This window comes from Acidimicrobiales bacterium, from assembly GCA_016716005.1.
Lineage (GTDB): Bacteria > Actinomycetota > Acidimicrobiia > Acidimicrobiales > JADJXE01 > JADJXE01.
This window is the reverse complement of sequence record JADJXE010000001.1, coordinates 2,447,890-2,468,731: the sequence shown is the minus strand read 5'-3', so window position 1 is coordinate 2,468,731 and position 20,842 is coordinate 2,447,890. Positions and strand designations below refer to the sequence as shown.

General features: G+C 74.4%; 19 protein-coding genes, 1 tRNA gene and 1 pseudogene. 6 read left to right on the top strand and 15 right to left on the bottom strand.

Annotated features, from left to right (window positions below; genetic code table 11):
- Positions 1-41: 41 nt before the first annotated feature.
- From IPM45_12215 to groL, 7 genes are all read right to left on the bottom strand, one after another.
- Positions 42-725 (bottom strand): chlorite dismutase family protein, encoded by a 684-nt coding sequence (locus IPM45_12215; protein ID MBK9180300.1) that lies wholly within the window; start codon positions 723-725, stop codon positions 42-44.
- 27 nt (positions 726-752) lie between these two features.
- Positions 753-3,209: an AAA family ATPase gene (locus tag IPM45_12210; protein ID MBK9180299.1), complete on the bottom strand. Its 2,457-nt coding sequence runs from the start codon at positions 3,207-3,209 to the stop codon at positions 753-755.
- A 37-nt stretch (positions 3,210-3,246) separates the two neighbouring features.
- Entirely contained in the window at positions 3,247-3,903 is a 657-nt protein-coding gene (locus tag IPM45_12205; protein ID MBK9180298.1) for a hypothetical protein, read from the bottom strand.
- A gap of 129 nt (positions 3,904-4,032) precedes the next feature.
- Positions 4,033-6,162: a molybdopterin-dependent oxidoreductase gene (locus tag IPM45_12200; protein MBK9180297.1), complete on the bottom strand. Its 2,130-nt coding sequence runs from the start codon at positions 6,160-6,162 to the stop codon at positions 4,033-4,035.
- A 150-nt stretch (positions 6,163-6,312) separates the two neighbouring features.
- Positions 6,313-7,116 (bottom strand): formate dehydrogenase accessory sulfurtransferase FdhD, encoded by an 804-nt coding sequence (locus tag IPM45_12195; protein ID MBK9180296.1) that lies wholly within the window; start codon positions 7,114-7,116, stop codon positions 6,313-6,315.
- A 42-nt stretch (positions 7,117-7,158) separates the two neighbouring features.
- Positions 7,159-7,635 (bottom strand): FABP family protein, encoded by a 477-nt coding sequence (locus IPM45_12190; GenBank protein MBK9180295.1) that lies wholly within the window; start codon positions 7,633-7,635, stop codon positions 7,159-7,161.
- Between the two features lie 82 nt (positions 7,636-7,717).
- Positions 7,718-9,340, bottom strand: a complete 1,623-nt coding sequence (gene groL / locus IPM45_12185) for a chaperonin GroEL (protein MBK9180294.1) — start codon at positions 9,338-9,340, stop codon at positions 7,718-7,720.
- 174 nt (positions 9,341-9,514) lie between these two features.
- Here groL and IPM45_12180 point away from each other — a divergent pair, with 174 nt between their 5' ends.
- Positions 9,515-10,972, top strand: coding sequence for an FAD-dependent oxidoreductase (locus IPM45_12180; protein ID MBK9180293.1), 1,458 nt, complete (start codon positions 9,515-9,517; stop codon positions 10,970-10,972).
- A gap of 28 nt (positions 10,973-11,000) precedes the next feature.
- On the opposite strand, the gene IPM45_12175 is transcribed toward IPM45_12180, so the two are convergent.
- Positions 11,001-11,276 carry a MoaD/ThiS family protein gene (locus tag IPM45_12175; protein MBK9180292.1) on the bottom strand — a complete coding sequence of 92 codons (276 nt, stop codon included), beginning with the start codon at positions 11,274-11,276 and terminating at the stop codon, positions 11,001-11,003.
- A 65-nt stretch (positions 11,277-11,341) separates the two neighbouring features.
- On the opposite strand from IPM45_12175, the gene IPM45_12170 reads away from it, so the two are divergent.
- Positions 11,342-12,247: a glucosyl-3-phosphoglycerate synthase gene (locus IPM45_12170; protein ID MBK9180291.1), complete on the top strand. Its 906-nt coding sequence runs from the start codon at positions 11,342-11,344 to the stop codon at positions 12,245-12,247.
- Between the two features lie 96 nt (positions 12,248-12,343).
- Here IPM45_12170 and IPM45_12165 read toward each other — a convergent pair whose 3' ends face one another.
- Positions 12,344-13,780, bottom strand: a complete 1,437-nt coding sequence (locus IPM45_12165; GenBank protein ID MBK9180290.1) for an amidase — start codon at positions 13,778-13,780, stop codon at positions 12,344-12,346.
- Between the two features lie 71 nt (positions 13,781-13,851).
- On the opposite strand from IPM45_12165, the gene IPM45_12160 reads away from it, so the two are divergent.
- Entirely contained in the window at positions 13,852-14,052 is a 201-nt protein-coding gene (locus IPM45_12160; protein ID MBK9180289.1) for a hypothetical protein, read from the top strand.
- 25 nt (positions 14,053-14,077) lie between these two features.
- Here the strand turns inward: IPM45_12160 and IPM45_12155 are convergent, their stop codons facing one another.
- The 3 genes from IPM45_12155 to IPM45_12145 are packed head-to-tail and all read right to left on the bottom strand — an operon-like array spanning position 14,078 to position 15,940.
- The gene (locus IPM45_12155) at positions 14,078-15,085 is read right to left on the bottom strand and encodes a glycerate kinase (protein ID MBK9180288.1); all 1,008 of its coding nucleotides are present in this window, start codon (positions 15,083-15,085) and stop codon (positions 14,078-14,080) included.
- Between the two features lie 44 nt (positions 15,086-15,129).
- Positions 15,130-15,672: a LytR C-terminal domain-containing protein gene (locus IPM45_12150; protein MBK9180287.1), complete on the bottom strand. Its 543-nt coding sequence runs from the start codon at positions 15,670-15,672 to the stop codon at positions 15,130-15,132.
- A gap of 7 nt (positions 15,673-15,679) precedes the next feature.
- Positions 15,680-15,940, bottom strand: a complete 261-nt coding sequence (locus tag IPM45_12145) for a DUF3263 domain-containing protein (GenBank protein ID MBK9180286.1) — start codon at positions 15,938-15,940, stop codon at positions 15,680-15,682.
- Between the two features lie 229 nt (positions 15,941-16,169).
- On the opposite strand from IPM45_12145, the gene IPM45_12140 reads away from it, so the two are divergent.
- Together IPM45_12140 and IPM45_12135 are read left to right on the top strand one after the other, a co-directional pair.
- Positions 16,170-16,242, top strand: a tRNA-Thr gene (locus IPM45_12140).
- A gap of 52 nt (positions 16,243-16,294) precedes the next feature.
- Entirely contained in the window at positions 16,295-17,290 is a 996-nt protein-coding gene (locus IPM45_12135; protein ID MBK9180285.1) for a GNAT family N-acetyltransferase, read from the top strand.
- Positions 17,291-17,326: 36 nt separating this feature from the next.
- Here IPM45_12135 and rlmB read toward each other — a convergent pair whose 3' ends face one another.
- The 3 genes and pseudogenes from rlmB to IPM45_12120 all read right to left on the bottom strand — a co-directional run bounded on the left by rlmB (position 17,327) and on the right by IPM45_12120 (position 20,058).
- Positions 17,327-18,037: a 23S rRNA (guanosine(2251)-2'-O)-methyltransferase RlmB gene (gene rlmB / locus IPM45_12130; GenBank protein MBK9180284.1), complete on the bottom strand. Its 711-nt coding sequence runs from the start codon at positions 18,035-18,037 to the stop codon at positions 17,327-17,329.
- Positions 18,038-18,387: 350 nt separating this feature from the next.
- Positions 18,388-19,514 (bottom strand): annotated as a pseudogene (ispD, locus tag IPM45_12125) (2-C-methyl-D-erythritol 4-phosphate cytidylyltransferase).
- Between the two features lie 64 nt (positions 19,515-19,578).
- Positions 19,579-20,058: a CarD family transcriptional regulator gene (locus tag IPM45_12120; protein MBK9180283.1), complete on the bottom strand. Its 480-nt coding sequence runs from the start codon at positions 20,056-20,058 to the stop codon at positions 19,579-19,581.
- Positions 20,059-20,179: 121 nt separating this feature from the next.
- On the opposite strand from IPM45_12120, the gene IPM45_12115 reads away from it, so the two are divergent.
- On the top strand, positions 20,180-20,839 hold the full coding sequence (locus tag IPM45_12115) for a Crp/Fnr family transcriptional regulator (protein ID MBK9180282.1): 660 nt from the start codon (positions 20,180-20,182) through the stop codon (positions 20,837-20,839).
- Positions 20,840-20,842: the final 3 nt, after the last annotated feature.

The window sequence follows — 20,842 nt, the reverse complement described above, 5'->3', positions numbered from 1 at the left end:
GACCAGGCTATGCGGCGCCGGGCCGTCGACCCCTGCCGCCGTCAGCGGGGCAGCACCCGCTCCATGGCCTCCTCGACGGCCAGCACGACGCCGGCGTAGAAGGGACCGAAGTCGGCGTACAGCGCCGAGGCCTCGTCGAAGCGCATGGTGTAGACGACCTCCTTGAGGTCGTCGGGGTGCACCGCGAACAGGGTGACGCCCCACTCCCAGTCGTCGAGGCCCGTCGAGCCGGTCACCACCTGCACCACCCGCCCGGCGAAGGCGCGGCCCGAGGCACCGTGCCCGTGCATGAGCTCCTTGCGGTCGTCGTAGGGCAGCGTGAACCAGTTGTGGCGGTCACCCCGGCGCTTCGACATCGGGTAGAAGCAGAACGCCGGCTTCCCCGCCGGCGGCAGGGTGGGGTACAGCCGGGCGTCGAGCATCTCCTGGGGCATGCCCTTGGCGTACTCGCTCACCTCGGTGAGCGACACGTAGCTCTGCGCCACCGCCAGGCCCGCCGCCTGCAGGTCGGTCTGCAGGGCGCGCAGACGGAGCCAGTCGGGCCCCACCGCCATCACGCCGAGATCGGCCTTGTGGCCGAGCAGGGCCACGGTGACGACCTGGTGGCCGTCGGCCTGGGCCGACTTCACCGCGGCCACCACCGCCTCGGCGTCGACACCGGGGCCGACCGTGCAGAACAGGTGGAGCACGCCCCACCCGCTGGTGGGGGAGACGGGATCGGACATGGCCGCCACCGTACCGGCCGGCCCCGCCTATGCCGAGCCCGAACCCGAGCCCGAGCCCGAGCCCGAGCCCGGACCCTGACCCGGCGGTTCGGCGGCGAGCACCGCCACCGCGCTCGGGACCTCGTCGACCTCGCCGGGTGCGGCCGGGTGGTCGCCGTTGAGGCGGGGCAGCGCCACCGCCACGCTCGAGTGGCCCCGGTGGGCCGCGACGGCAAGGGCGTGGTAGCGCTCGGCCACGTCGGCGAACGACGGGTCGAGGTAGGGGCGGCCGTCGACCACCGGGCCGGGCCGCCCCTCGATCACGGCCACCACGTCGTCGCCGGAGAGCGTCTTGGTGGTCTCGAGGGCGTGGGCCACGGCCAGCACCTCACGCCGGTTGGCCTGCAGCACCTCCTCGGCCCGCTGCAGCAGCTCGTGCAGCTTGGCCTCGATGCGCTCGCCCAGGCTGCCCTTCAGCAGCTCGCGGTCGTCGTCGTCGGAGGTGCCCGGACGGCCGCCTCCACCCACGCCGATCCGATGGGTGACGCCGTGGGAGGCCACGGTGGAGCCCATGCCCCAGAAGCCCTCCATGAGGGTGGCGATGGTGGTGGCCGAGTCGAGGTCGCCGGACACGCCCGAGGAGTTGTCGCCGCCGAAGAAGAGCCGCTCGCCGGCGAGGGAGGCGAGGCTCACCATGATGTCGGCCTCGTACTCGCTCCTCCAGTGGGTGAACTGGTCCTCGGGCTTGATGGAGCTCACCATGCCGAGGTACGTCCCGCCCTTCTCGATGGTCGCCAGGTCGATGGTGAGGTGCTGGCGCACCCGGTGGGCCACCACCGCGTGGCAGGCCTCGTGCACGGCGACCGCGTGGCGCTCCCGCTCGATGTACTCCACGTCCTCGGGCGGGCCGAGCTCTTTCAGGTGCTTGGCCCGCAGCACGTCCGGCCACGTGATCACCTCGCGCCCGTCGCGGATCGCGGTGATCAGCGCCTCGTTCACCATGTCCTTGATGGTGGCGCCGGTCGCGTAGGGGGTGATCGTCGCCAGCTTGTCGAGCTGCTCGTCGGTGAGCTCGTGGCGGACCTTGGCGAGGTAGCCCTGGTACGTGCGCTTGCGCCCCTCCTTCGAGGGGTAGCCGACCTTGTAGATGCGGTCGATGCGTCCGGGACGCAGCAGCGCCTCGTCGAGGGCCTGGGGCATGTTCGTGGCCATCATCACGAGGATCCGGTACTTGGGCGGCGGCTTGGGCTTCATGCCCAGGGCCCGGCGGACGTAGCGGTTCAGGAAGCCCCGGGGCTTCTTCAGGCCCGACAGCTCGGTGAGCAGCGCCTGCAGGGTGCCGCCACCACCGCCGCCACCGGCGAGGCCGCCCATCATGATGCGGTCACGGGTGCGGCCGGGCGCCTCCACGTCGTCGAGTCGGGTCGGGCCCAGGGCGGCCCGCAGCACCTCGGTCTGCGCCCACGGGCTCAGCCACCGGAGGTGGTCGTCGGCGCCGGGGGCGGTGGACCACGGGGACGCTCCCGCCATCCCCGGCTGCCCGGGGAACCCTCCGGTCAGAGCGCCCCGGTTGCCGAGCGAGTCGGCCTCGTCGAGGAACACGATCACGCCGCCGTAGCGCACCGCCAGCTTGCGGAGCTTGCGGAACAGGCTCTTCACCTTGAGGATCCCGACGCCCATGAACATGTTGATGAAGGCGCCCGGGTCGACGAACACGAAGGGCTTGCCGGTCTCGCCGGCCACGGCCTCGGCCATCAGGGTCTTGCCGGTGCCGGGCGGTCCCCACAGGAGGATGCCGCCGGGCACGTAGCCGCCCTTCTCCTCGATCCGCTCGGGCGCCTCGAGGAACACCATGTTCTCCTTGACCCGCTCGACCACCGCGTCCTGGCCCCACACGTCGGTGAAGCGGGTCTTGATGTCGTCGGGGAAGTACACGTCGACGCCGCCGCGCGACAGGAACCAGAAGATCCCGACGAACTGGAAGATCACGAAGAAGAAGGCGAAGGCGAGCTGCAGGATGAACGGCAGGGCGCCGTAGAGCCGGGCCGGCAGCTCGAACAGGGCCGTGACCGGGGGAACGTCGAACACCGCGCCGAGCACCAGGCTGAGGAGCACCACGAACGCCACGACCTTCAGGGCCCGGGCCACGCGGTAGCGGTTCCAGTCGTTCAGCCGGCCGGCTCTGCGCTCGAACCCCCCGAAGAAGGTGTGGGTCCAGAACCGGTAGTAGCGGGCGGAGTGCTCGCAGACGACGTAGTGGACCTGGCGCAGCACCTCGACCCCGGCGAGCACGACGAGCCACCACGTGCTCTGCAGGTTCTGGCTCACCGCGTCCTCGAAGGGCAGGATCGGGTTGTCGGCCATGGCCGACCACACGAAGAACCAGAACAGGCCGAACAGCGCCACCAGCCACTTCACCCGGTCCCAGATCGGGAGGGGCTTGCGGGTGAGCGGCTCCGCCGGTGGGCTCGGCGCCAGCTCGGGGGTGAGGGCCGGGTCGCTCATCGGTGCTCCGATCGGGGCGTCGGTGCGGGGCGGGCGGTCACGGTTCGACGGTCCACGAGTCGACGATCGTGTCGATCTGGTCCCGGTGGTCGCGGTAGCAGGCGGCGTCGCACTTCACCAGGAAGCGGTAGAAGGTCTCGGTGGCGGCATCGACCAGGGCCACCTGGTCGATGGTCACGAAGTCGTCGCCCTGGAGGCGCACGTTCACCACGATGCGGTTGCCTCGCAGGCCATCGGCGGTGGCGATCTCCTCGTAGTCGACCAGCTCGAGGTCGGTCGATCCCTGCTCGTACAGGTCGATCGGGTCGGCCTCGCCGTCGAGCACGAGGGAGCGCAGGTCGGCCAGGGTGAGGGTGTCCCGGCGGTCGGTGCGGATGGCCCCGATCTCGGCCTGCCCCACGACGTGCTCGGGCTGCAGCTCGTCGATGTGGTTCACCGACGGGTCGGGCGCCGAGTCGAACACGACCCGCCACGGGCCCTCGACGAGCTCGGCGCCGTCGGGCAGCGGCCGATCGGTGGGGAGGGTGTCCTGGAAGTCGACCTCGTACAGCTCCCAGCCGTCGGGCACCTTGAAGTAGGCGCCTTCGTCGCCGTTCTCGACGTACCGGTAGCCGGAGCCGGCGCACGCGGCGAGGAGCGGTGCGACCGCGGTGAGCGCCACGACCACCGGGACGGCGCGACGGAACCAGTGCATGAGGCATGCATTATCGGCGCGATCGGGGCTCCTCCACCCGTCGGCGGCCGGGCTCCCCGTTCCGTGCACCACAGATGACGCCAGGCAACCGAATCGGTGCACAGGACGGCGGCGATGCTCCCCCCGGGGTCAGCCCCGCTCGACGGTGACGACCGCGTTGTAGTCGGGCACCTGGCTGGACGGCTCGCGCGCCGCCGGGCCCGCGGCGATCAGCACGTTGCCCTCGGGCCAGTGGACCTGGAGCGTCCGCCTGGGGAGGCGGGCCAGGTGGATGCGGCCGGCCAGCTCGCCCACGTCGGAGCGCAGCAGCACCCGGTCGCCCTGCTCGAGCTCGAGGTGGGCGGCGTCGTCGGGGTCCATGTACACGGCGTCGCGGCCCGCCCCCGTGAGCGGATCGACCTCGGTGAAGACCATCGAGTTGAACTGCCGCCCACGCCGGGTCGACACGAGGAACGCCCCGATCGGGAGCTCGGCCGGGCCGGCGGCCACCGCACTGAAGCGGCCCCGGCCGGACGGCGTCGGGAACGCACCCCCGGCGCAGAGGTGCCGGCCGCCCCACTGCACGGCATCACCGGTGCGCTCGAGCCGCTCGATCCCGGCGTAGACGGGCACGACCCGGGCGATCTCGGCCCGGAGCGCACGGTTGTCGGGCCAGGCGAACCGGCCGGCCAGGTCGGGCCGCACCCGGCCGGCCAGGTTCGCGAAGATGCGCCACTCGCTGCGGGCCTCGCCCACCCGGCGCGGGATCTCGGGCGAGAAGGCCACGCGCCGCTCGGTGGTGGTCTCGGTGCCCCCGCCCTCCTGCTCGTACCGGGTGGCCGCGGGCAGCAGGATCACGTCGTCGCCGTCCAGCAGCATCTGGCTCGACAGCACGATGTCCTGGTGCACGCGCAGGGGGACGCCCTCGAGGGCGGCGGCGACCCGGGGCGGGTCGGGGAGCACCTCGAGGAAGTTGCCGCCGTCGAGGTACAGCACCCCCAGCGCACCGCGCTCGGCCGCCTCCACCATCTCGGGGGCGGTCAGGCCCGGACGGCCCGGCACCTCGAAGCCCCACTGGGCGCCGAGGGCGGCGGCGTGCTCGGGCGTCACCTCGATGCCGCCGGGCAGCGCGGTGGCATAGGCGCCCATCTCGGCGCCGCCCTGCACCCCACTGTGGCCGCGCACCGGCACGAGCCCGGCGCCGTCGCGCCCCACGTTGCCGCGGGCCAGGGCCACGTTCACGATGGCCTTCACCGCGTCGACCGCGCCCCGGTGCTGGGTGACCCCCATCGACCAGACGAGCACCGCCGACCCGGCCGAGCCGTAGAGGTCGACGAAGGACTCCACCTGGCCGGCCGTCAGGCCCGCGGCGTCGAGCAGCGGCTGCGTGGGCTGGGAGGCCAGGTGGGCGGCGAGCTCGTCCCACCCCTCGGTGTGGGCGTCGACGAAGCGACGGTCGACGAGCCCGCGGGCGAGGAGCCGCTGCAGCACGGCGTCGGCGAAGGCGGCGTCGCCGCCGGGGCGCACCGGCACGTGCAGATCGCAGATCCTGGTGCCGAACAGCGCCGACTCCAGGTTCGACGGCACCCAGTAGCGCTCGAGGCCGGGCTCCAGGTAGGGGTTCACCACCGCCACCCGGCACCCCCGCTGCTTGGCCAGGTAGAGGTACTTCATGAACACCGGCTGGTTGTTGGCCACGTTGGTGCCCCAGAGCACCACCAGGTCGCTCTCGATCACGTCGGCGAGCGAGCACGTGCTGGCCGCCACCCCGATGGTCTGCTTCAGGCCGACCGTGGACGGGGCGTGGCACACCCGGGCCGCCGAGTCGATCGAGGCCACGCCCATCGCCCGGGCCGCCTTGCCGGCCACGTAGTACGTCTCGTTGGTGAGCCCCCGGCTCGTCAGGTAGATCGCCGTGCGATCGCCTCCCGCCTGCCGGATGGCCTCGGCCGCGCCGTGGAGGGCCTCGTCCCACCCGATGCGCCGGAAGCCCCGCTCGCCCCGGCGGCGACGCATCGGGTGGCCGAGACGGCCCAGGCGCCGCAGCTCGTCGGAGCGGCGCCCCCGCAACGGGCCGACGTCGCTCAGCAGCGCCGGGTCGAAGGCGTCGGCGGTGTTCAGTTCGAGCAGCGCGAGCCGGGTGGTGCACAGGTGCACCCCCTCGATGGTCCAGTCGTGGAAGCCGGCCACACCCAGCGCGCACCCGTCGCACACGCCCTGCGAGAGCACCTTCCAGGCGTAGCGGGGGTGGGCGCGGTTGTCCCACGCGGCGCGGGCCATGTCGCGGTAGTGGTCGGGCTTCTGGCGGCCCAGCCCGTTGGGCGACAGGCCGGCCCAGAGCCTCGGGTTCCAGCGGGCCACCCGTTGCTCCTACGCCACGCGACGCCCCGGAGGCAAGCGCGACCCGCCATGCCGACCGGGCCGCGTGGTTCAGGCGGGCGACGGGGCGTACACGTTGAGGCGGCCCTCGCGGGCGAAGCCGGCGAGCGGGAGCCCGGCGGCCCGGGCCGCCCGCACCGCGAGGGCCGAGGGCGCCCCCACGGCCACCATGGCCGCGAAGCCGGCCGCCCACGCCTTCTGCACCAGCTCGAAGCCGGCCCGGCCGGAGACGAACAGGGCCAGCGACGACGCCGGCAGCCGGCCGTCGAGCAGGAGGCGGCCCACCACCTTGTCGACGGCGTTGTGGCGCCCGACGTCCTCGCGGACGACGACCGGCTCGCCCCGCGCGTCCACGGCGGCGGCCGCGTGGACCCCGCCGGTCCGCTCGAAGAGCGGCTGCTCGGCCCGCACCCGCTCCGGCACGCCGGCCAGCACGTCGAGCGCGAGGGCCGCCAGCCCCTCCAGCGGCGCGAGCCGGCCCTGCAGGTCGGCCAGCGTGGTCGAGCCGCACAGCCCGCACGAGGCCGTCATCGGCGTCAGACGGGGCGTGGGGGCGGCCGCATCGCCGCCGGTCCCCACGGTGACCACGTTGAAGCCGGTGTCGACCGCCGAACCGGTCGCGCAGTACCGGACGTCCCGGACGGGCGCCCCGGCCAGCAGGCCTTCGCCGTGGAGGAACCCCACGGCCAGCTCGAAGTCGTGGCCGGGGGTGCGCAGGGTGGTGCCGACCAGGTGGTCGTCGAGGCGGATCTCGAGGGGCTCCTCGACCGCCACCTCGTCGGCGCCCCGGCGCGGCGGCGCGCCCTCGCCCCGCAGCTCCACCACGAGCACCGTCTCCGAGCGCCCCCGACCCACCGGACCAGGCTACGGGGTCGACCCAGCGGTCCTGCGGGCGGCTCAGGCCGTCCGGTGGAGCTCGGCCGCCAGGTGATGGGTGAGGGGCACGCCCACCGCGGCCATCCGCAACGTGTAGCGCAGGTCGTCGCCGTCGACGTCGACCGTGCGAGCCACCGCCCGCACCTCCTTGGCCGTGCCGGACAGACCCACGGCCGTCGTCTCCACGTCGATCCGGCCGGCCGCCACCGTCCCCTCGGCCAGCTCGGTCACCCCCGTCGGGTGGGCGATCACCAGCTCGACGCGGCCCGGCGCCACGGGCCGCCAGTACCCGGCCTCGGCGTGCAGGGGTGCGCCCGTGTCGGGATCCCACGTGCGCTGGGCGTAGGCGAGGAAGGGCTTGCCCACGTGCCAGAACCGGACCTCCTCCCGGTACCGGAAGGGCTCGATCGTGGGGTAGCTCCCGGAGCCCTCGCCCACCCAGGTGCCGACGAGGCCGGCCAGGGGCTCGCAGAGGGGATGCAGGGACGGCTCGGTCATGGCACCGACGGTACCGACGCGGGACGGGACGCGCAGCGGGCGGCCCGGAGGCCGCCCGCTGGCGCACACGACGTGGTGAGGATCAGAAGTCCTCCATGCCCCCACCGGGCATGGCCGGGCCCTTCTCCTCGGGCTTGTCGGCGATGACGGCCTCGGTGGTGAGGAACAGCGCCGCGATCGAGGCCGCGTTCTGCAGCGCCGAGCGGGTCACCTTGGCAGCGTCGATGATGCCGGCCTTCACCAGGTCCTCGTAGCCGCCGGTGGCCGCGTTGAGGCCCTCGGCGGCGCCCTCGAGCGAGCGCACCCGCTCGACCACCACACCGCCCTCCATGCCGGCGTTCACCGCGATCTGCTTCAGCGGCTCCTCGACGGCGCGGGCCACGATCTTGGCCCCCGTGGCCTCGTCGGGGCTCAGGCTCTCGGCCCGCTTCAGGATCGCCGTCTGCGAGCGCAGCAGGGCCACGCCGCCGCCGGGCACCACGCCCTCCTCGATGGCGGCCTTGGTGGTGCTGACCGCGTCCTCGATGCGGTGCTTCTTCTCCTTGAGCTCCACCTCGGTGGCGGCGCCGACCTTCAGCACGGCCACGCCGCCGGACAGCTTGGCCAGGCGCTCCTGGAGCTTCTCGCGGTCGTAGTCGGAGTCGGTGTTGTCGATCTCGGCCTTGATCTGGTTGATCCGGCCCTTGATGTCGTCCTCGGAGCCGGCGCCCTCGACGATCGTGGTCTCGTCCTTGGTGACGACCACCTTGCGGGCCCGGCCCAGCAGGTCGAGGGTGACGTTCTCGAGCTTGAGGCCGACCTCCTCGGTGATCACCTGGCCGCCGGTGAGGATGGCCATGTCCTGCAGCATCGCCTTGCGGCGCTCGCCGAAGCCCGGCGCCTTCATCGCCACCGACTTGAACGTGCCGCGGATCTTGTTGACCACCAGCGTGGCGAGGGCCTCGCCCTCGACGTCCTCAGCGATGATCGCCAGCGGCTTGCCCGACTGCATGACCTTCTCGAGCACCGGCAGCATGTCGCGCACGGCGGAGATCTTCGAGCCCACGAGGAGCAGGTAGGCGTCCTCGAGGACGGCCTCCATGCGCTCGGGGTCGGTGACGAAGTAGGGCGAGATGTAGCCCTTGTCGAAGCGCATGCCCTCGACGAGCTCCATGTCCATCCCGAAGGTCTGGCTCTCCTCGACGGTGATGACGCCGTCCTTGCCGACCTTGTCGATGGCCTCGGAGATCATCTGGCCGATCTCCTCGTCGGCGGCCGAGATGGCGGCCACCTGGGCGATCTGCTCCTTGGAGTCGACGTCGACCGCGAGGGTCTTGACCGACTCGACGGCGGCCTCGACGGCGGCCTCGATGCCCTTCTTGAGGCTCATCGGGTTGGCGCCGGCGGCCACGTTGCGCAGGCCCTCGCGCACCATCGACCACGCCAGCACCGTGGCGGTGGTGGTGCCGTCGCCGGCGACGTCGTCGGTCTTCTTGGCGACCTCCTTCACCAGCTCGGCCCCGATCTTCTCGTACGGGTCCTCGAGCTCGATCTCCTTGGCGATGGAGACACCGTCGTTCGTGATGGTGGGCGCGCCCCACTTCTTCTCGAGCACGACGTTGCGGCCCTTGGGGCCGAGGGTGACGCGGACGGCGTCGGCCAGCTTGTTCATGCCGGCCTCGAGCCCGCGGCGGGCCTCCTCGTCGAAGGCGATGATCTTCGGCATTCGGTTTCCCTCCGTTGGGCGACCGGTCTCGGTTAGCACTCACTTGCCTAGAGTGCTAACAGGAAACCACGCCGCGCCGACGATCGCAACCCGGTCGGTCCCCGTGGTCGCACGAAGCGCCCTGCCGGTATGGTGCCCCCGTCGGCCGCAGCCGCCGATCAGGGGGGAGCGGGCATGGCGCAGGTGGCGGTGGTCGGAGCGGGTGTGGCCGGTCTCGGATCGGCGCTGGCGCTGGCTCGCCGAGGCCACCAGGTCACCCTCCTCGAGCGCGACGCCACACCCATGCCGTCGAGCGCCGACGAGGCCTTCTGGTGGGACCGCCGGGGCGCCCCCCAGGTGCGGCACTCCCACGCCCTGCTCGCCCGCCTCCGGAACCTGCTCCGCGACCACCACCCCGACGTCCTCGACGCGCTCCTCGAGGCCGGCGCCACCGAGATCCGCTTCGCCGAGCTGCTGCCGCCCACCATCGCCGAGCGCGGCCCACGCCCCGGCGACGACGACCTCGTGGCCCTGGCCTGCCGGCGCACCACCTTCGAGTGGGTGCTCCGCCGGGCGGTGCTGGCCCAGCCGGGCGTGGTTCTGCTCGACGGGGTCGCCGTCGAGGGGCTGGGGGCGGAGGCCGGCGACCCGCCCCGCATCACCGGGGTCCGGGTCCGGGTCCGGGGCGACGGGGAGGTCGCGGTGCAGCCCGCCGACTTGGTGGTGGTGGCCGGCGGGCGGCGGTCGACGCTGCCCGCGTGGCTCGACGAGGTGGGCGCCGCACCGGTGCCCGAGCAGGTCGAGGACACCGGCATCGTCTATCTGTCGCGCTTCTACCGGCTGCGGCCGGGCGCCGGCCTCCCGCCCCGCGACGGCCCGATCGGGGGCGACCTCGGCTACCTCAAGTACGGCGTGTTCCAGGGCGACAACGACACCTTCTCGGTCACCCTGGCCACCCCCACCGCCGACACCGAGCTGCGTTCCCGGCTGCAGGACGCGGCCACGTTCGACGCCACGGCCGCGCTGCTGGGCCCCACCGCCCCGTGGGTCGACCCCGCTCGGGCCGAGGCGATCACCGAGGTGCACCTGATGGCCGGCCTGCTGAACCGGCTCCGCCGCTTCGTGGTCGACGGCCGACCGGTGGCCCTGGGCGTGGCCGCGGTAGGTGACGCCGGGGTGTGCACCAACCCGCTCTACGGGCGGGGTTGCTCCCTCGCCATGGTGCACGCGCACCTGCTGGCCGAGTCGCTGCAGGCCCACCCGAGCGACGCCCTGGCCCTGGCCCTGGCCTTCGACGCCGCCACCGAGGAGCAGGTGGTGCCCTGGTACCGGGCCGCCGTCGCCCAGGACACCCAGGCCCGGGCGGCCGCCGAGGCCGCGGCGCGGGGCGAGGAGCCCCACGCCGAGGGCGACGCCGCCGCCTTCCAGCGCTCCGTCGTGCAGGACGGGCTGCTGCCCGCCACCCGGATCGATCCCGACGTGTTCCGGGCCTTCGTGCGGTCGTTCAACCTGCTCGCGCTGCCGGACGCCCTGATGCACGACCCGGTGGTGGCGGCCAGGGTGCTCGAGGTGTGGGGGCAGCGCCACGAGCGGGCACCGGAGCCGCCGCTCGGGCCGCCCCGAGCCGAGCTGCTGGCGGCGCTGGCGAGCTGAGGGCGGCCGTCGCGGCGGTCGCCGGCGTTCAGCCGCCGGCGACCGCCGGGATGATCGACACGGTCTCGCCGTCGGCCACGGGCGTGTCGAGGCCCTGGAGGAACCGCACGTCCTCGTCGGCGACGAACACGTTCACGAACCGCCGGAGCTTGCCGTCTTCGTCTAGGAGGCGGTCGCCGAAGCCGGGATGGGCAGCGTCGAGCGCAGCCAGGACCTCGGCCAGGGTCGCGCCCTCGACGGCGACCTCGGACGCGCCGCCGGTGATCGGCCGGAGGGTGGTGGGGATGCGGACCGTGACGCTCATGGTGGCGCGAGCCTATCGGCCCGGCGGTGGTCCGACCTCCGCCCGACGCGTGCGACCATGAGGGCGTGAAGACGGCAGGGGCGCGGTCGTTCCACCACGGCCAGTTCGACCCGGCGGCGCTCGCCGAGGCCAAGCGGGGCCGGGTCGTGTCGGTGTGCCTCCCGGCCCGCGACGAGGAGGCCACCGTCGGCACGATCGTGGCGGCGATCCGCGAGGCGCTGGTCGACCGGGTGGGACTGGTCGACGAGATCCTGGTGGTCGACGACGCCAGCCGCGACGACACCGTCGCGGTGGCGGCCGCCGCCGGTGCCACGGTGGTCGAGGCCAGCGACGTGCTGCCCGAGCTGGGACCCGGTTCGGGCAAGGGCGAGGCGCTCTGGAAGTCGGTGCACGCCGCCCGCGGCGAGCTGATCGCGTGGTGCGACGCCGACGTGACCAACTTCGACAGCCAGTTCGTGGTCGGCCTGCTGGGCCCGCTCCTCACGGTGCCCGAGATCGGCTTCGTCAAGGGGTACTACGAGCGCCCGGTGGGCGAGGGCCGAGCCGAGGGCGGGCGGGTGACCGAGCTGGTCGCCCGCCCCCTGATCTCCCTGCTCTTCCCGCACCTGGCCGGCATCGTCCAGCCGCTCTCGGGCGAGTACGCCGGCCGTCGCGAGGTGCTGGAGCGCCTGCCCTTCGTGGAGGGCTACGGCGTCGACCTCGGCCTGCTCGTCGACGTGGCCGACCGGTTCGGGGTGGATGCCATCGCCCAGGTCGACCTGGGTGTCCGCATCCACCGCAACCGGCCGCTGGTCGAGCTCTCGCCCCAGGCGCTGGCCGTGCTGCACACGGCCCTGCGCCGGGCCGGGCTGGCCCGCACCGACCCCGCCGGGGCCGCCCTCCTGCGCCCCGGGGCCGACCCGCTGGTGGTCGGCACCGACGAGCGGCCACCCCTGGTGGGGGTACCGGCGTACCGCCGCCGCTCGGCCTGAGGTCGATCACCCCGCCGGCGACACACCCCGAGGGCCCGGCGCCGCGACCCGATGGGCCCGGCGACACGGCCCCGAGGGCCCGGCGACACGGCGGGGTCAGGCCGAGACCGGCGGCACGTCCGCCGCCCACGGGGCCGCCCGCTCGAGTTGGGCCGCGACCCGAAGCAGCAGATCCTCCCGGCCGTAGGCGGCCACGAGCTGCACCCCCACGGGCAGGCCGTCGGCCGTCCAGTGCAACGGGAGCGAGATCGCCGGCTGCCCGGTCACGTTGAACTGCGGCGTGAACCGCAGCAGGGAGGCCACCTTCAGCAGCGCGACACCCGGGTCGGGGTCGTTCAGCTCGCCGAGGCGCGGGGGCGGGGCGGCCAGCGTCGGGGTGACGAGCAGGTCGAACCCGTCGTGCCACCACGACGCGATGCGCCGGCTCCACCGGTGCAGCCACTCGATCGACGCCACGTACTGCGGGCCCGAGATGCCCTTCCCGAGCTCGCCGTACATCCAGTTGCCGGGCTCCACCTCGTCGGGGCCGACCGGGCGACCGATGGCCTCCTCCCACCGCTCGAACTCCCGGGCCTGGGACACGGCCAGCACGTTCACGAAGTGGGACACCAGGCCGTCGTCGTCCATGCCGCTCGGGTGCGACCGCTCGACCCGGTGACCGAGACCCTCGAGCAACAGCCCGGCGGCCTCCACCGCGGCCACGCACTCGGGGTGGGTCTCGATCCCGGCGGCCTCGCTCAGCGGCTGGAGCCCGATGCGCAGCGCCCCCGGGTCGGCCCCCACCTCGTCGCGGAAGGGCCGCGCCGGGGGCGGCGCCATGTACGGGTCACCGGGCATCTGACCGGCCAGCACGTCGAGCAGCCCGGCGGTGTCGCGCACGGTGCGGGTGACGCTGCCGTCGATCGTGAAGCCGGCCCAGTCCTCGCCGAGGTCCGGCCCGAGCGACACCCTCCCCCGCGACGGCTTGAGGCCGACCAGGCCGCACTCGCTGGCCGGGATGCGGATGGAGCCGCCGCCGTCGTTGGCGTGGGCCGCGGGCACCATCCGCGACGCCACCGCCGCCGCCGACCCGCCGCTCGAGCCGCCGGTGGAGTGCTCGGTGTTCCACGGGTTCCGGCTGGGGCCGTGGGCCACCGGCTCGGTGGTGATCGTCGAGCCGAACTCCGGCGTGTTGGTGCGGCCGACGATCACCAGGCCGGCGGCACGGACCCGCTGCACCAGGTAGGTGTCGGCGCTGGCCCGCCAGCCGAGCTCCTTCAGGAAGACGGTGCCGGCGTGGTAGGGCTCGCCGGCCATCTTGGCGCCCAGGTCCTTCAGCAGGAACGGCACCCCGCGGAACGGCCCGTCCGGCAGCTCGCCCGCGGCCTCCTCACGGGCCCGGTCGAAGCGCTCGTGGATCACCGCGTTCAGCGTGGGGTTCACCGCCTCGATGCGGGCGATGGCCGCCTCCACCAGGTCGGTGGCGCTGGCCTGGCCGCTGCGGACCAGCTCGGCCTGCCCCGTGGCGTCCAGGGCCGCGAGATCGTCGGTCATGGCATCTCCCCCCGTTCCCCCGGGCACCGCCCGATGCCTGCGTACGGTACGCCCTCGCTACGCTGCGCCGCGTGGCTCCCGACGAGCGACCTCCCCCCTCGGGGGGCACCATCGTGCTGCTGGTCGTCGCCGTGGCCCTCGTGCTGCTGCTCGTGCTGCAGGCGGCCAGCTGGGTCGCCGGGGTGTTCTGGAACGTGGTCCGCCTGGGCCTGGTGGTGCTGGTCGCCTACCTCGTGGTGCGCTGGTTCCTCAGCCGTTCCCGGCGGGCCTAGCGGCGGGCGCAGGGCCGGATCGGCGTCAGCGGAGGTGACGGAGGTGGTCGGCGACCACCTCCTCCACGCACCGGGCGGTGGCGCGCATCGCCCGCTCGACGCCGGCTCGGGCCACCAGCGACACCACCGGCAGCCCCGGGTCGAGGCCTTCCTGCACGTCGCCGGCCACGATCAGCACGGGGACCCCGCACAGGGCGCCCAGCTCGGCCACGCCGCCCACCACCTTGCCGTCGAACGACTGCTCGTCGAGGTAGCCCTCGCCGGTCACGACCAGGTCGGCGCCCTCGACGAGGTCGGGGAGGTGCAGCTCGTCGGCCACCAGCTCGAACCCGGGGACCAGCCGGGCACCCACCGCAGCCAGGCCACCGGCCAGCCCGCCGGCCGCGCCCGAGCCGTCCAGCCCGCGGACGTCGACGCCGTACTCCTCCACGTAGACCTGGGCGAGCCGCTCGAGCCGGCGCTTCAGGAACTCCACCTGCGCGGGGGTGGCCCCCTTCTGGGGGGCGAACACCTCGGCTGCGTCGACGAACCGGAGCCGCACGTCGCAGGCCACCAGCAGCTCGACCCCCTTCAGCCGGTGGGGTGGCCAGATCGCCCGCAGCGCGCCGAGGCCGCCGTCGGTGCTGGCCGACCCGCCGACGCCCACGATGATCCGCTTGGCCCCCGCCTCGAGGGCGGCCGACACCAGCTCGCCCGTACCGTGCGTGGACGCCGCCACGGGGTCGTTGTGCTCGGGCCCGCCCACCAGCGAGATGCCCGACGCTCGGGCCATCTCGATCACGGCCGTGCCCTTCGCCAGCCGCCAGCCTGCGTCGACCGGATCGCCGAGCGGACCCATCACGGTGGTGGTGCGGTTCGCCCCGCCCAGCACGTCGAGGGTGCCCTCACCCCCGTCGGCCACCGGCGCCTCGTCGCAGTCCCAACCCGCGTCCCACGCCGCCCGGCCCACCGCCGCGGCCAGCTCGGCCGCGGTGGCGGTGCCTCGGAACTTGTCGAGGGCGGCGACGACACGCACCGCACCATGGTGGCCCAGCCCGGGTGGGCGGCGCGCGCCGGCGGCGGCGGGCGCCCGGGCCGCTAGGCCGGCGTGGCCAGATCGGGCCCCAGCACGATGAGGACGTTCGCACCCGCGAGATCGGGGATCGGCGGGGGGTTGGGCATCAGCGACACCGCGCCCTCGGGGGCCCCCAGCGCGGTGGCGATGGCCAGCGCGTCGGCGTTGTAGCCCTGGGCGTAGTAGATCGACGTGGTCGCCACGTTGGCGGGCGCGTTGGTGGCGCCCACCACCGTGTAGCCCAGGGCGGTGAGGGCGTCGCCGGTGCGGGCCGCCGCCCCCTGCGTACCCGAGCCGTTGGCCACCAGCACCTTCACCTCGTTGGGCGGGCGGGGCTCGGCGAGGGTGGTGGTGGGGGCCTCGGTGGTGTCGGTGGTGTCGGGCTCCGCGGTGGTGGTGGTGCGATCGACGTCGTCGCCCGACGCCGACCCGCCGCCCCCGCCGTCGAAGGCGGCCCGCAGCAGCAGGAAGCCGAGGAGGACGGCCACGACGAGCAGGGCGATGCCACGCGCCGCACCGCCGGCCAGCGGCCGCTCCCCGCCCGAGCCCGACCCGGTGGTGCTCACCTGCGCCTCATCGGGCCGGTGGCTGGCCGACGGAGGAGCCCTCGAAGCGGGCCCGACGGCGCCGGTCGCGCAGGCGGCGGAGGCGGCGCACCGCCAGCGGGTCGTAGGCGAGGGCCTCGGGCGTGTCGAGCAGCTCGCCGAGGATCTGGTAGTAGCGCGCCGCCGAGAGCTCGAACCGCTCCCGGATGGCGGCCTCCTTGGGCCCCGGCTCGGTCCACCAGGAGCGCTCGAAGTCGAGGATGGCCTTGTCGCGTTCGCTCAGTGCCATTGCCGGACAGCCTGCCCGCCTCGCCTGCGCGATACAAGCACCCCCACCCCGGGACGGGCCCCGCCGCCCTGCTCTCGATCGCGTCCACGGCGTCCCAGACGGGCCCAGCGCGCGCCCATGCGGTCCCTCCAGCCTCCATCGCGCCGCCGCCGCCTCACACGCCGGCACCGCGATGAGGACCGGCGGGTGGCGGCCCTGCGGGACCCTCTACGCTTCGTGGTCCGCCGTCGCCCGAGTAGCTCAGCCGGCAGAGCAGGCGCCTTGTAAGCGTCAGGTCGTGGGTTCGAGTCCCACCTCGGGCTCTCACGGGGCCTGTGCCCCGGCCGCCCGTCACTGGGCCTACCGTTCTCCGGCGTGGAGCTCGAGCTGCAGCCCGTGTCGCCCGCCGATGCCGCTCGCATCTGGGAGCTCGTCCACCGGTCGGAGGCCCACGACCGGGTGCCCCGGGTGCTGTCGCGGCACGAGGTCGACGAGGAGCTGGCCGAGGCCCACTTCGATCCCGAGACCGACGCCCGGCTCGCCATCGCCGGCGGCGAGGTCGTCGGCTGGGGCCGGGTGTGGCACCGGCCCTCCGGCGAAGAGCTGGAGCGGGCGTACCTGTTCGGCACGGTCGCCCCCGAGCACCGCGGGACGGGGGTCGGATCGGCCCTCATGACCTGGCTCGTGGCCCGCGGCACCGAGCAGCTGGTGGCCGGCCCTGAGCACCTCCCCGCGTACCTGCGCGTCGACGCCTACGAGTGGCAGGCCGATGCCCTCCGCCTGTACTCGCGGTTCGGGTTCACGCCCGTGCGCTGGTTCGAGGAGCTGCTCCGCACGCTGGAGGCGCCCCCGAGCGCGCCCGTGCCCGACGGTGTCGACCTGGTGCCGTGGGACCGGGCGCTCGACGAGGAGGTCAGGCTGGCCAAGAACGCGGCCTTCAGCGACCACTGGGGTTCGACGCCCACCGACGCCGACAGCTGGCGCCAGTGGGTCGAGGGCTACGGCACCCGCCTCGACCTCAGCTTCGTCGCCCTCGCCGGTGGCCGGGTCGTGGGCCACAGCCTGAACAGCCACTACCCCGAGGACGAGACCCTGCTCGGGCGACGCGACGGCTGGATCGACAACCTTGGCACCGTGCGGGAGTGGCGGGGCCGGGGCGTGGCGTCGGCCCTCATCGCCGCGTCGCTACGGGCCTTCGCCGGGGCCGGCTTCACCCACGCCGCCATAGGCGTCGACGCCGACAACCCCAACGGTGCGGCCCAGCTCTACCGCAGCCTCGGCTTCCGGCCCCTGCACCGCTCGATCACGCACCAGCGCGAGGTCACCTCGGGGCGGGCCGGCCCCCGAACCGACGCGCCGCGAACCCCGTGAGGCCGGTGGCCGGCGGGCGGCGGGCGATCCGGTGCGTCAGGCCCGGCGGCGGGCCACCTCGAAGCAGGCCACGGCCGCGGCCATCCCCACGTTGAGCGAGGTCAGCCGGCCGCGGAGGGGGATCGCGGCCACTGCGTCGCAGCGCTGCCGTACGAGCCGGCCGAGGCCCTCCCCCTCGGCCCCGAGCACGAGGGCGACCGGGCCGTCGACCCACTCGATCTCGTACAGGGTGCGATCGGCAGCGGCGTCGAGCCCCACGACCCACAGCCCCCTCGCCTGGAGGCGGGGGATGGCGCTCGCCAGCCCGGGGACGACGGCGAGGGGGAGATGCTCGACGGCACCGGCGGCCGCCTTGGTGACGGTGGCGGTGACCAGCGCGGCACCGTGTCGGGGCAGCACCACTCCGCTCACGCCTGCGCCCTCGGCGCTGCGGAGGATCGCCCCGAGGTTGCCGGGGTCGGTGATGCCGTCGAGCAGCAGCAGGAAGGGCGGCGCCCCGCCGGCACCCGGGGCGGCGGCGAGCTCGTCCAGGTCGACCTCGGGGAGTGGGGCCGCGAACGCGATCACGCCTTGGGGGGCGTCGGTGCGCGCCGCCGACTCGACCCGGCCGCGGCGGACACGCTGGACGGGCACGCGGAGCTCTCGGGCCAGCTCGACGATGTCGTCGAGGATCGCCGCCCGATCGAGGTCGTCGGCCAGCCAGACCTCCCTGGTCCGGCGCCGCCCGGCGAGGAGCAGCTCGCGCACCGCCTGACGGCCCTCGACCTGCTCGCCGCCGAGCCCCCGGGGCCCGCGGCTCGCCGGCGCGCCGGCCCCCCGGCCCTCCCGACCCCGGGCGGCGCCAGCCCGACCTTGCGCCCCCCGACCCCCGCCCGACCCGCCGGACCCGCCGCGCCCCTGCGCCCCCCGACCCCCGCCGGACCCGCCGGACCCGCCGCGCCCCTGCGCCCCCCGGCTCCCGCCGGACCCGCCGGAACCGCCGGACCCGCCGCGACCCTGCGCCCCCCGGCCCCCGCCCGACCCGCCGGGTAAGGATCGCCCGGACGGGTGGCCGCGGCCACCGGCCGGGCCCCCGCCCTTGCCCGGCTCGGCCGGGCTCACGCCCGCTCCACCAGGGCCACGGCCCAGCAGGCCACGCCCTCCCCACGGCCGAGGGCCCCGACCCCCTCCGTACGCTTGCCCTTCACCGTCACCGGTGCGCCCACGGCTGCCGAGAGGTGCGCCTCCATCTCCCCACGCCGGGCGGCCAGCCGCGGCGCATCGAGCACGACGCTGCAGTCGACGTTCGCCGGCGTCCAGCCGGCTCCACGCACGAGGGCGGCCGCCTGTGCGAGCAGGGACACGCTGTCGGCGCCGGCCCAGCGCGGGTCGGTGTCGGGGAAGTGCACGCCGATGTCGCCCAGGCCGGCGGCACCCAGCAGCGCATCGGTGGCCGCGTGGGCGATCACGTCGGCGTCGCTGTGGCCGGCCAGGCCGGGGCCGTCGAACCGGACGCCCCCGAGCACCAGGGGTCGGCCGGGGTCGGCCGAGAAGGGGTGGACGTCGAAGCCGATGCCCACGCGCCCGCTCATCGTCCACCCGCCGTCGCCACCAGGGCTCGGGCCCGGTCGAGGTCGTCCGGCGTGGTGAGCTTGCGGTTGGCGACGTCACCGGGCACGGCCACCACCCTGCCACCGAGCGCCTCCACCAGGGCGGCGTCGTCGGTCGCCTCGGCGCCGTCGGCGTGGGCCCGCCGCAGCATCCCGGCACGGAACGCCTGCGGCGTCTGCACCGCCACCAGGGTGTCGCGGTCGGGGGTGGCGAGCACCGGCCGGCTGGCGTCGCCCGGGCGGCCGCCCACCACCTTCACGGTGTCGGTGACGGCCAGCGCGGGCACCGCCCCGTCGGCACCCGCCAGCACCGCGTCGACGACGGCGTGCATCAGCTCGGGACGGGCGAGCGGACGGGCGGCGTCGTGCACGACCACGACCGCGGCCTCGACGGGCACCGCCGCGAGACCCGACCGGACCGACTCCGAGCGGGTCGCACCACCCGGCACCACGGCGTCGGCGCCCACCTCGGGGTCGCCGGCCCGATCGGGCGGCACCACCAGCACCACGCCCACCGCGACCGCCCGGACCGCGTCGAGCGACCAGTCGAGCACCCGCCGGTCGCCGAGGCGCTCGTACTGCTTGGGGCCCCCGAAGCGTGCGCCCGAGCCACCGGCCACCACCACGGCCCACACGGGCCCGGCGAGGTCGAGCGGGGCGGGCACGGCGGGCCGGGATCGGCGGGCCGGCGCGACCCGGCTAGAAGAGCGCCTCGTCGAGGCGGCGCTCGGCCTCCTCCTCGGTGACCCCGATGGCGAAGGTGAGCTCGGACACGAGGATCTGGCGGGCCTTCGAGAGCATGCGCTTCTCGCCGGCCGACAGCCCCTTGTCCTTGTCGCGCAGCGAGAGGTTCCGAACCACCTCGGCGACCTGGTAGATGTCGCCCGACTTGAGCTTCTCGACGTGGTTCTTGAACCGGCGGGACCAGTTCGTGGGCATCCGGGCCTCCTTCTTGCGGAGGACCGCGAACACCTCCTCGACCTCTTCGTCGTTGATGACCTCGCGCAGCCCGACCTCGTCGGTGTTGTCGATCGGCACCATCAGGGTGAGGTCGCCGTACGCGAGCTTCAGCACGAAGTAGTCGCGCTCCTGACCGAATGCGACCTTGCGCTCCCGTCGCTCGATCACGGCGGCACCGTGGTGCGGGTACACGACCTTGTCACCGACGTCGAACGGCATGCTGCTCCCGGGTTGGGTGGCTCGAGGGACTACCGAAGGTCAAGGGTACGGAGTGCGAGGGTGCACCTCAACTCGACCCCCGGGACGCTCAGAGGCGCCGGCCCGGTACGATCCCGCGACCATGGTCGACGTGTCGCTCCTGGTGGGCGTGCAGCTCCTCTCGGCGCTCGAGCCAGCAGAGCTCGAACGCATCGCCGCGAGCTCCACCGAGCGGACCCTCCGGCGGAGCGACGTGCTCTTCGAGGAGGGCGACGAGCCCCACGAGCTGTTCGTCGTGACCGCCGGGCGGATCGCCGTCGCCAACCGCTCCCCCGACGGCCGCGAGTCGGTGCTCGCCCTCATGGAGCCGGGCGACCTCTTCGGCGAGATGGGGCTGCTCGACGGGCTCGGGCGGTCGGCGGCGGCGCGGGCCCTCGAGACCTCGCGGGTGGTGGCCATCCCCTACGGCCCCGTGCGCTCGGTGTTCTCCGAGCGCCCCGAGCGACTCTGGGGCGTGGTCGCGCTGCTCGCCCGTCGGCTCCGATCGATGGACGAGGCCCTGGCCGACGTGGTCTTCCTCGACGTCACCGGACGCACCGCCAAGCGGCTGCTCGAGCTGGCCGGCGACGCCGACGCCTTCCAGCTCCCGATCACCCAGGAGGAGCTGGCCGGCCTGGTGGGTGCGTCGCGCGAGCGCGTCAACAAGGCGATCGCCTCGTTCGTGCGGCTCGGGTGGATCGAGCAGGCCGACCGCCGTTACCGCATCCTCGACCGGGGCAAGCTCACCCAGCGGGCCCGCTGAGGC

What these genes read in the sequence shown, in the direction of transcription:
- IPM45_12200 (MBK9180297.1), bottom strand. Translation starts at nt 6,162, where the DNA reads ATGGCCCGCGCCGCGTGGGACAACCGCGCCCACCCCCGCTACGCCTGG.
- IPM45_12215 (MBK9180300.1), bottom strand. Translation starts at nt 725, where the DNA reads ATGTCCGATCCCGTCTCCCCCACCAGCGGGTGGGGCGTGCTCCACCTG.
- IPM45_12120 (MBK9180283.1), bottom strand. Translation starts at nt 20,058, where the DNA reads ATGCCGTTCGACGTCGGTGACAAGGTCGTGTACCCGCACCACGGTGCC.
- IPM45_12180 (MBK9180293.1), top strand. Translation starts at nt 9,515, where the DNA reads ATGGCGCAGGTGGCGGTGGTCGGAGCGGGTGTGGCCGGTCTCGGATCG.
- IPM45_12190 (MBK9180295.1), bottom strand. Translation starts at nt 7,635, where the DNA reads ATGACCGAGCCGTCCCTGCATCCCCTCTGCGAGCCCCTGGCCGGCCTC.
- IPM45_12175 (MBK9180292.1), bottom strand. Translation starts at nt 11,276, where the DNA reads ATGAGCGTCACGGTCCGCATCCCCACCACCCTCCGGCCGATCACCGGC.
- IPM45_12145 (MBK9180286.1), bottom strand. Translation starts at nt 15,940, where the DNA reads ATGGCACTGAGCGAACGCGACAAGGCCATCCTCGACTTCGAGCGCTCC.
- IPM45_12165 (MBK9180290.1), bottom strand. Translation starts at nt 13,780, where the DNA reads ATGACCGACGATCTCGCGGCCCTGGACGCCACGGGGCAGGCCGAGCTG.
- groL (MBK9180294.1), bottom strand. Translation starts at nt 9,340, where the DNA reads ATGCCGAAGATCATCGCCTTCGACGAGGAGGCCCGCCGCGGGCTCGAG.
- IPM45_12210 (MBK9180299.1), bottom strand. Translation starts at nt 3,209, where the DNA reads ATGAGCGACCCGGCCCTCACCCCCGAGCTGGCGCCGAGCCCACCGGCG.
- IPM45_12115 (MBK9180282.1), top strand. Translation starts at nt 20,180, where the DNA reads ATGGTCGACGTGTCGCTCCTGGTGGGCGTGCAGCTCCTCTCGGCGCTC.
- IPM45_12205 (MBK9180298.1), bottom strand. Translation starts at nt 3,903, where the DNA reads ATGCACTGGTTCCGTCGCGCCGTCCCGGTGGTCGTGGCGCTCACCGCG.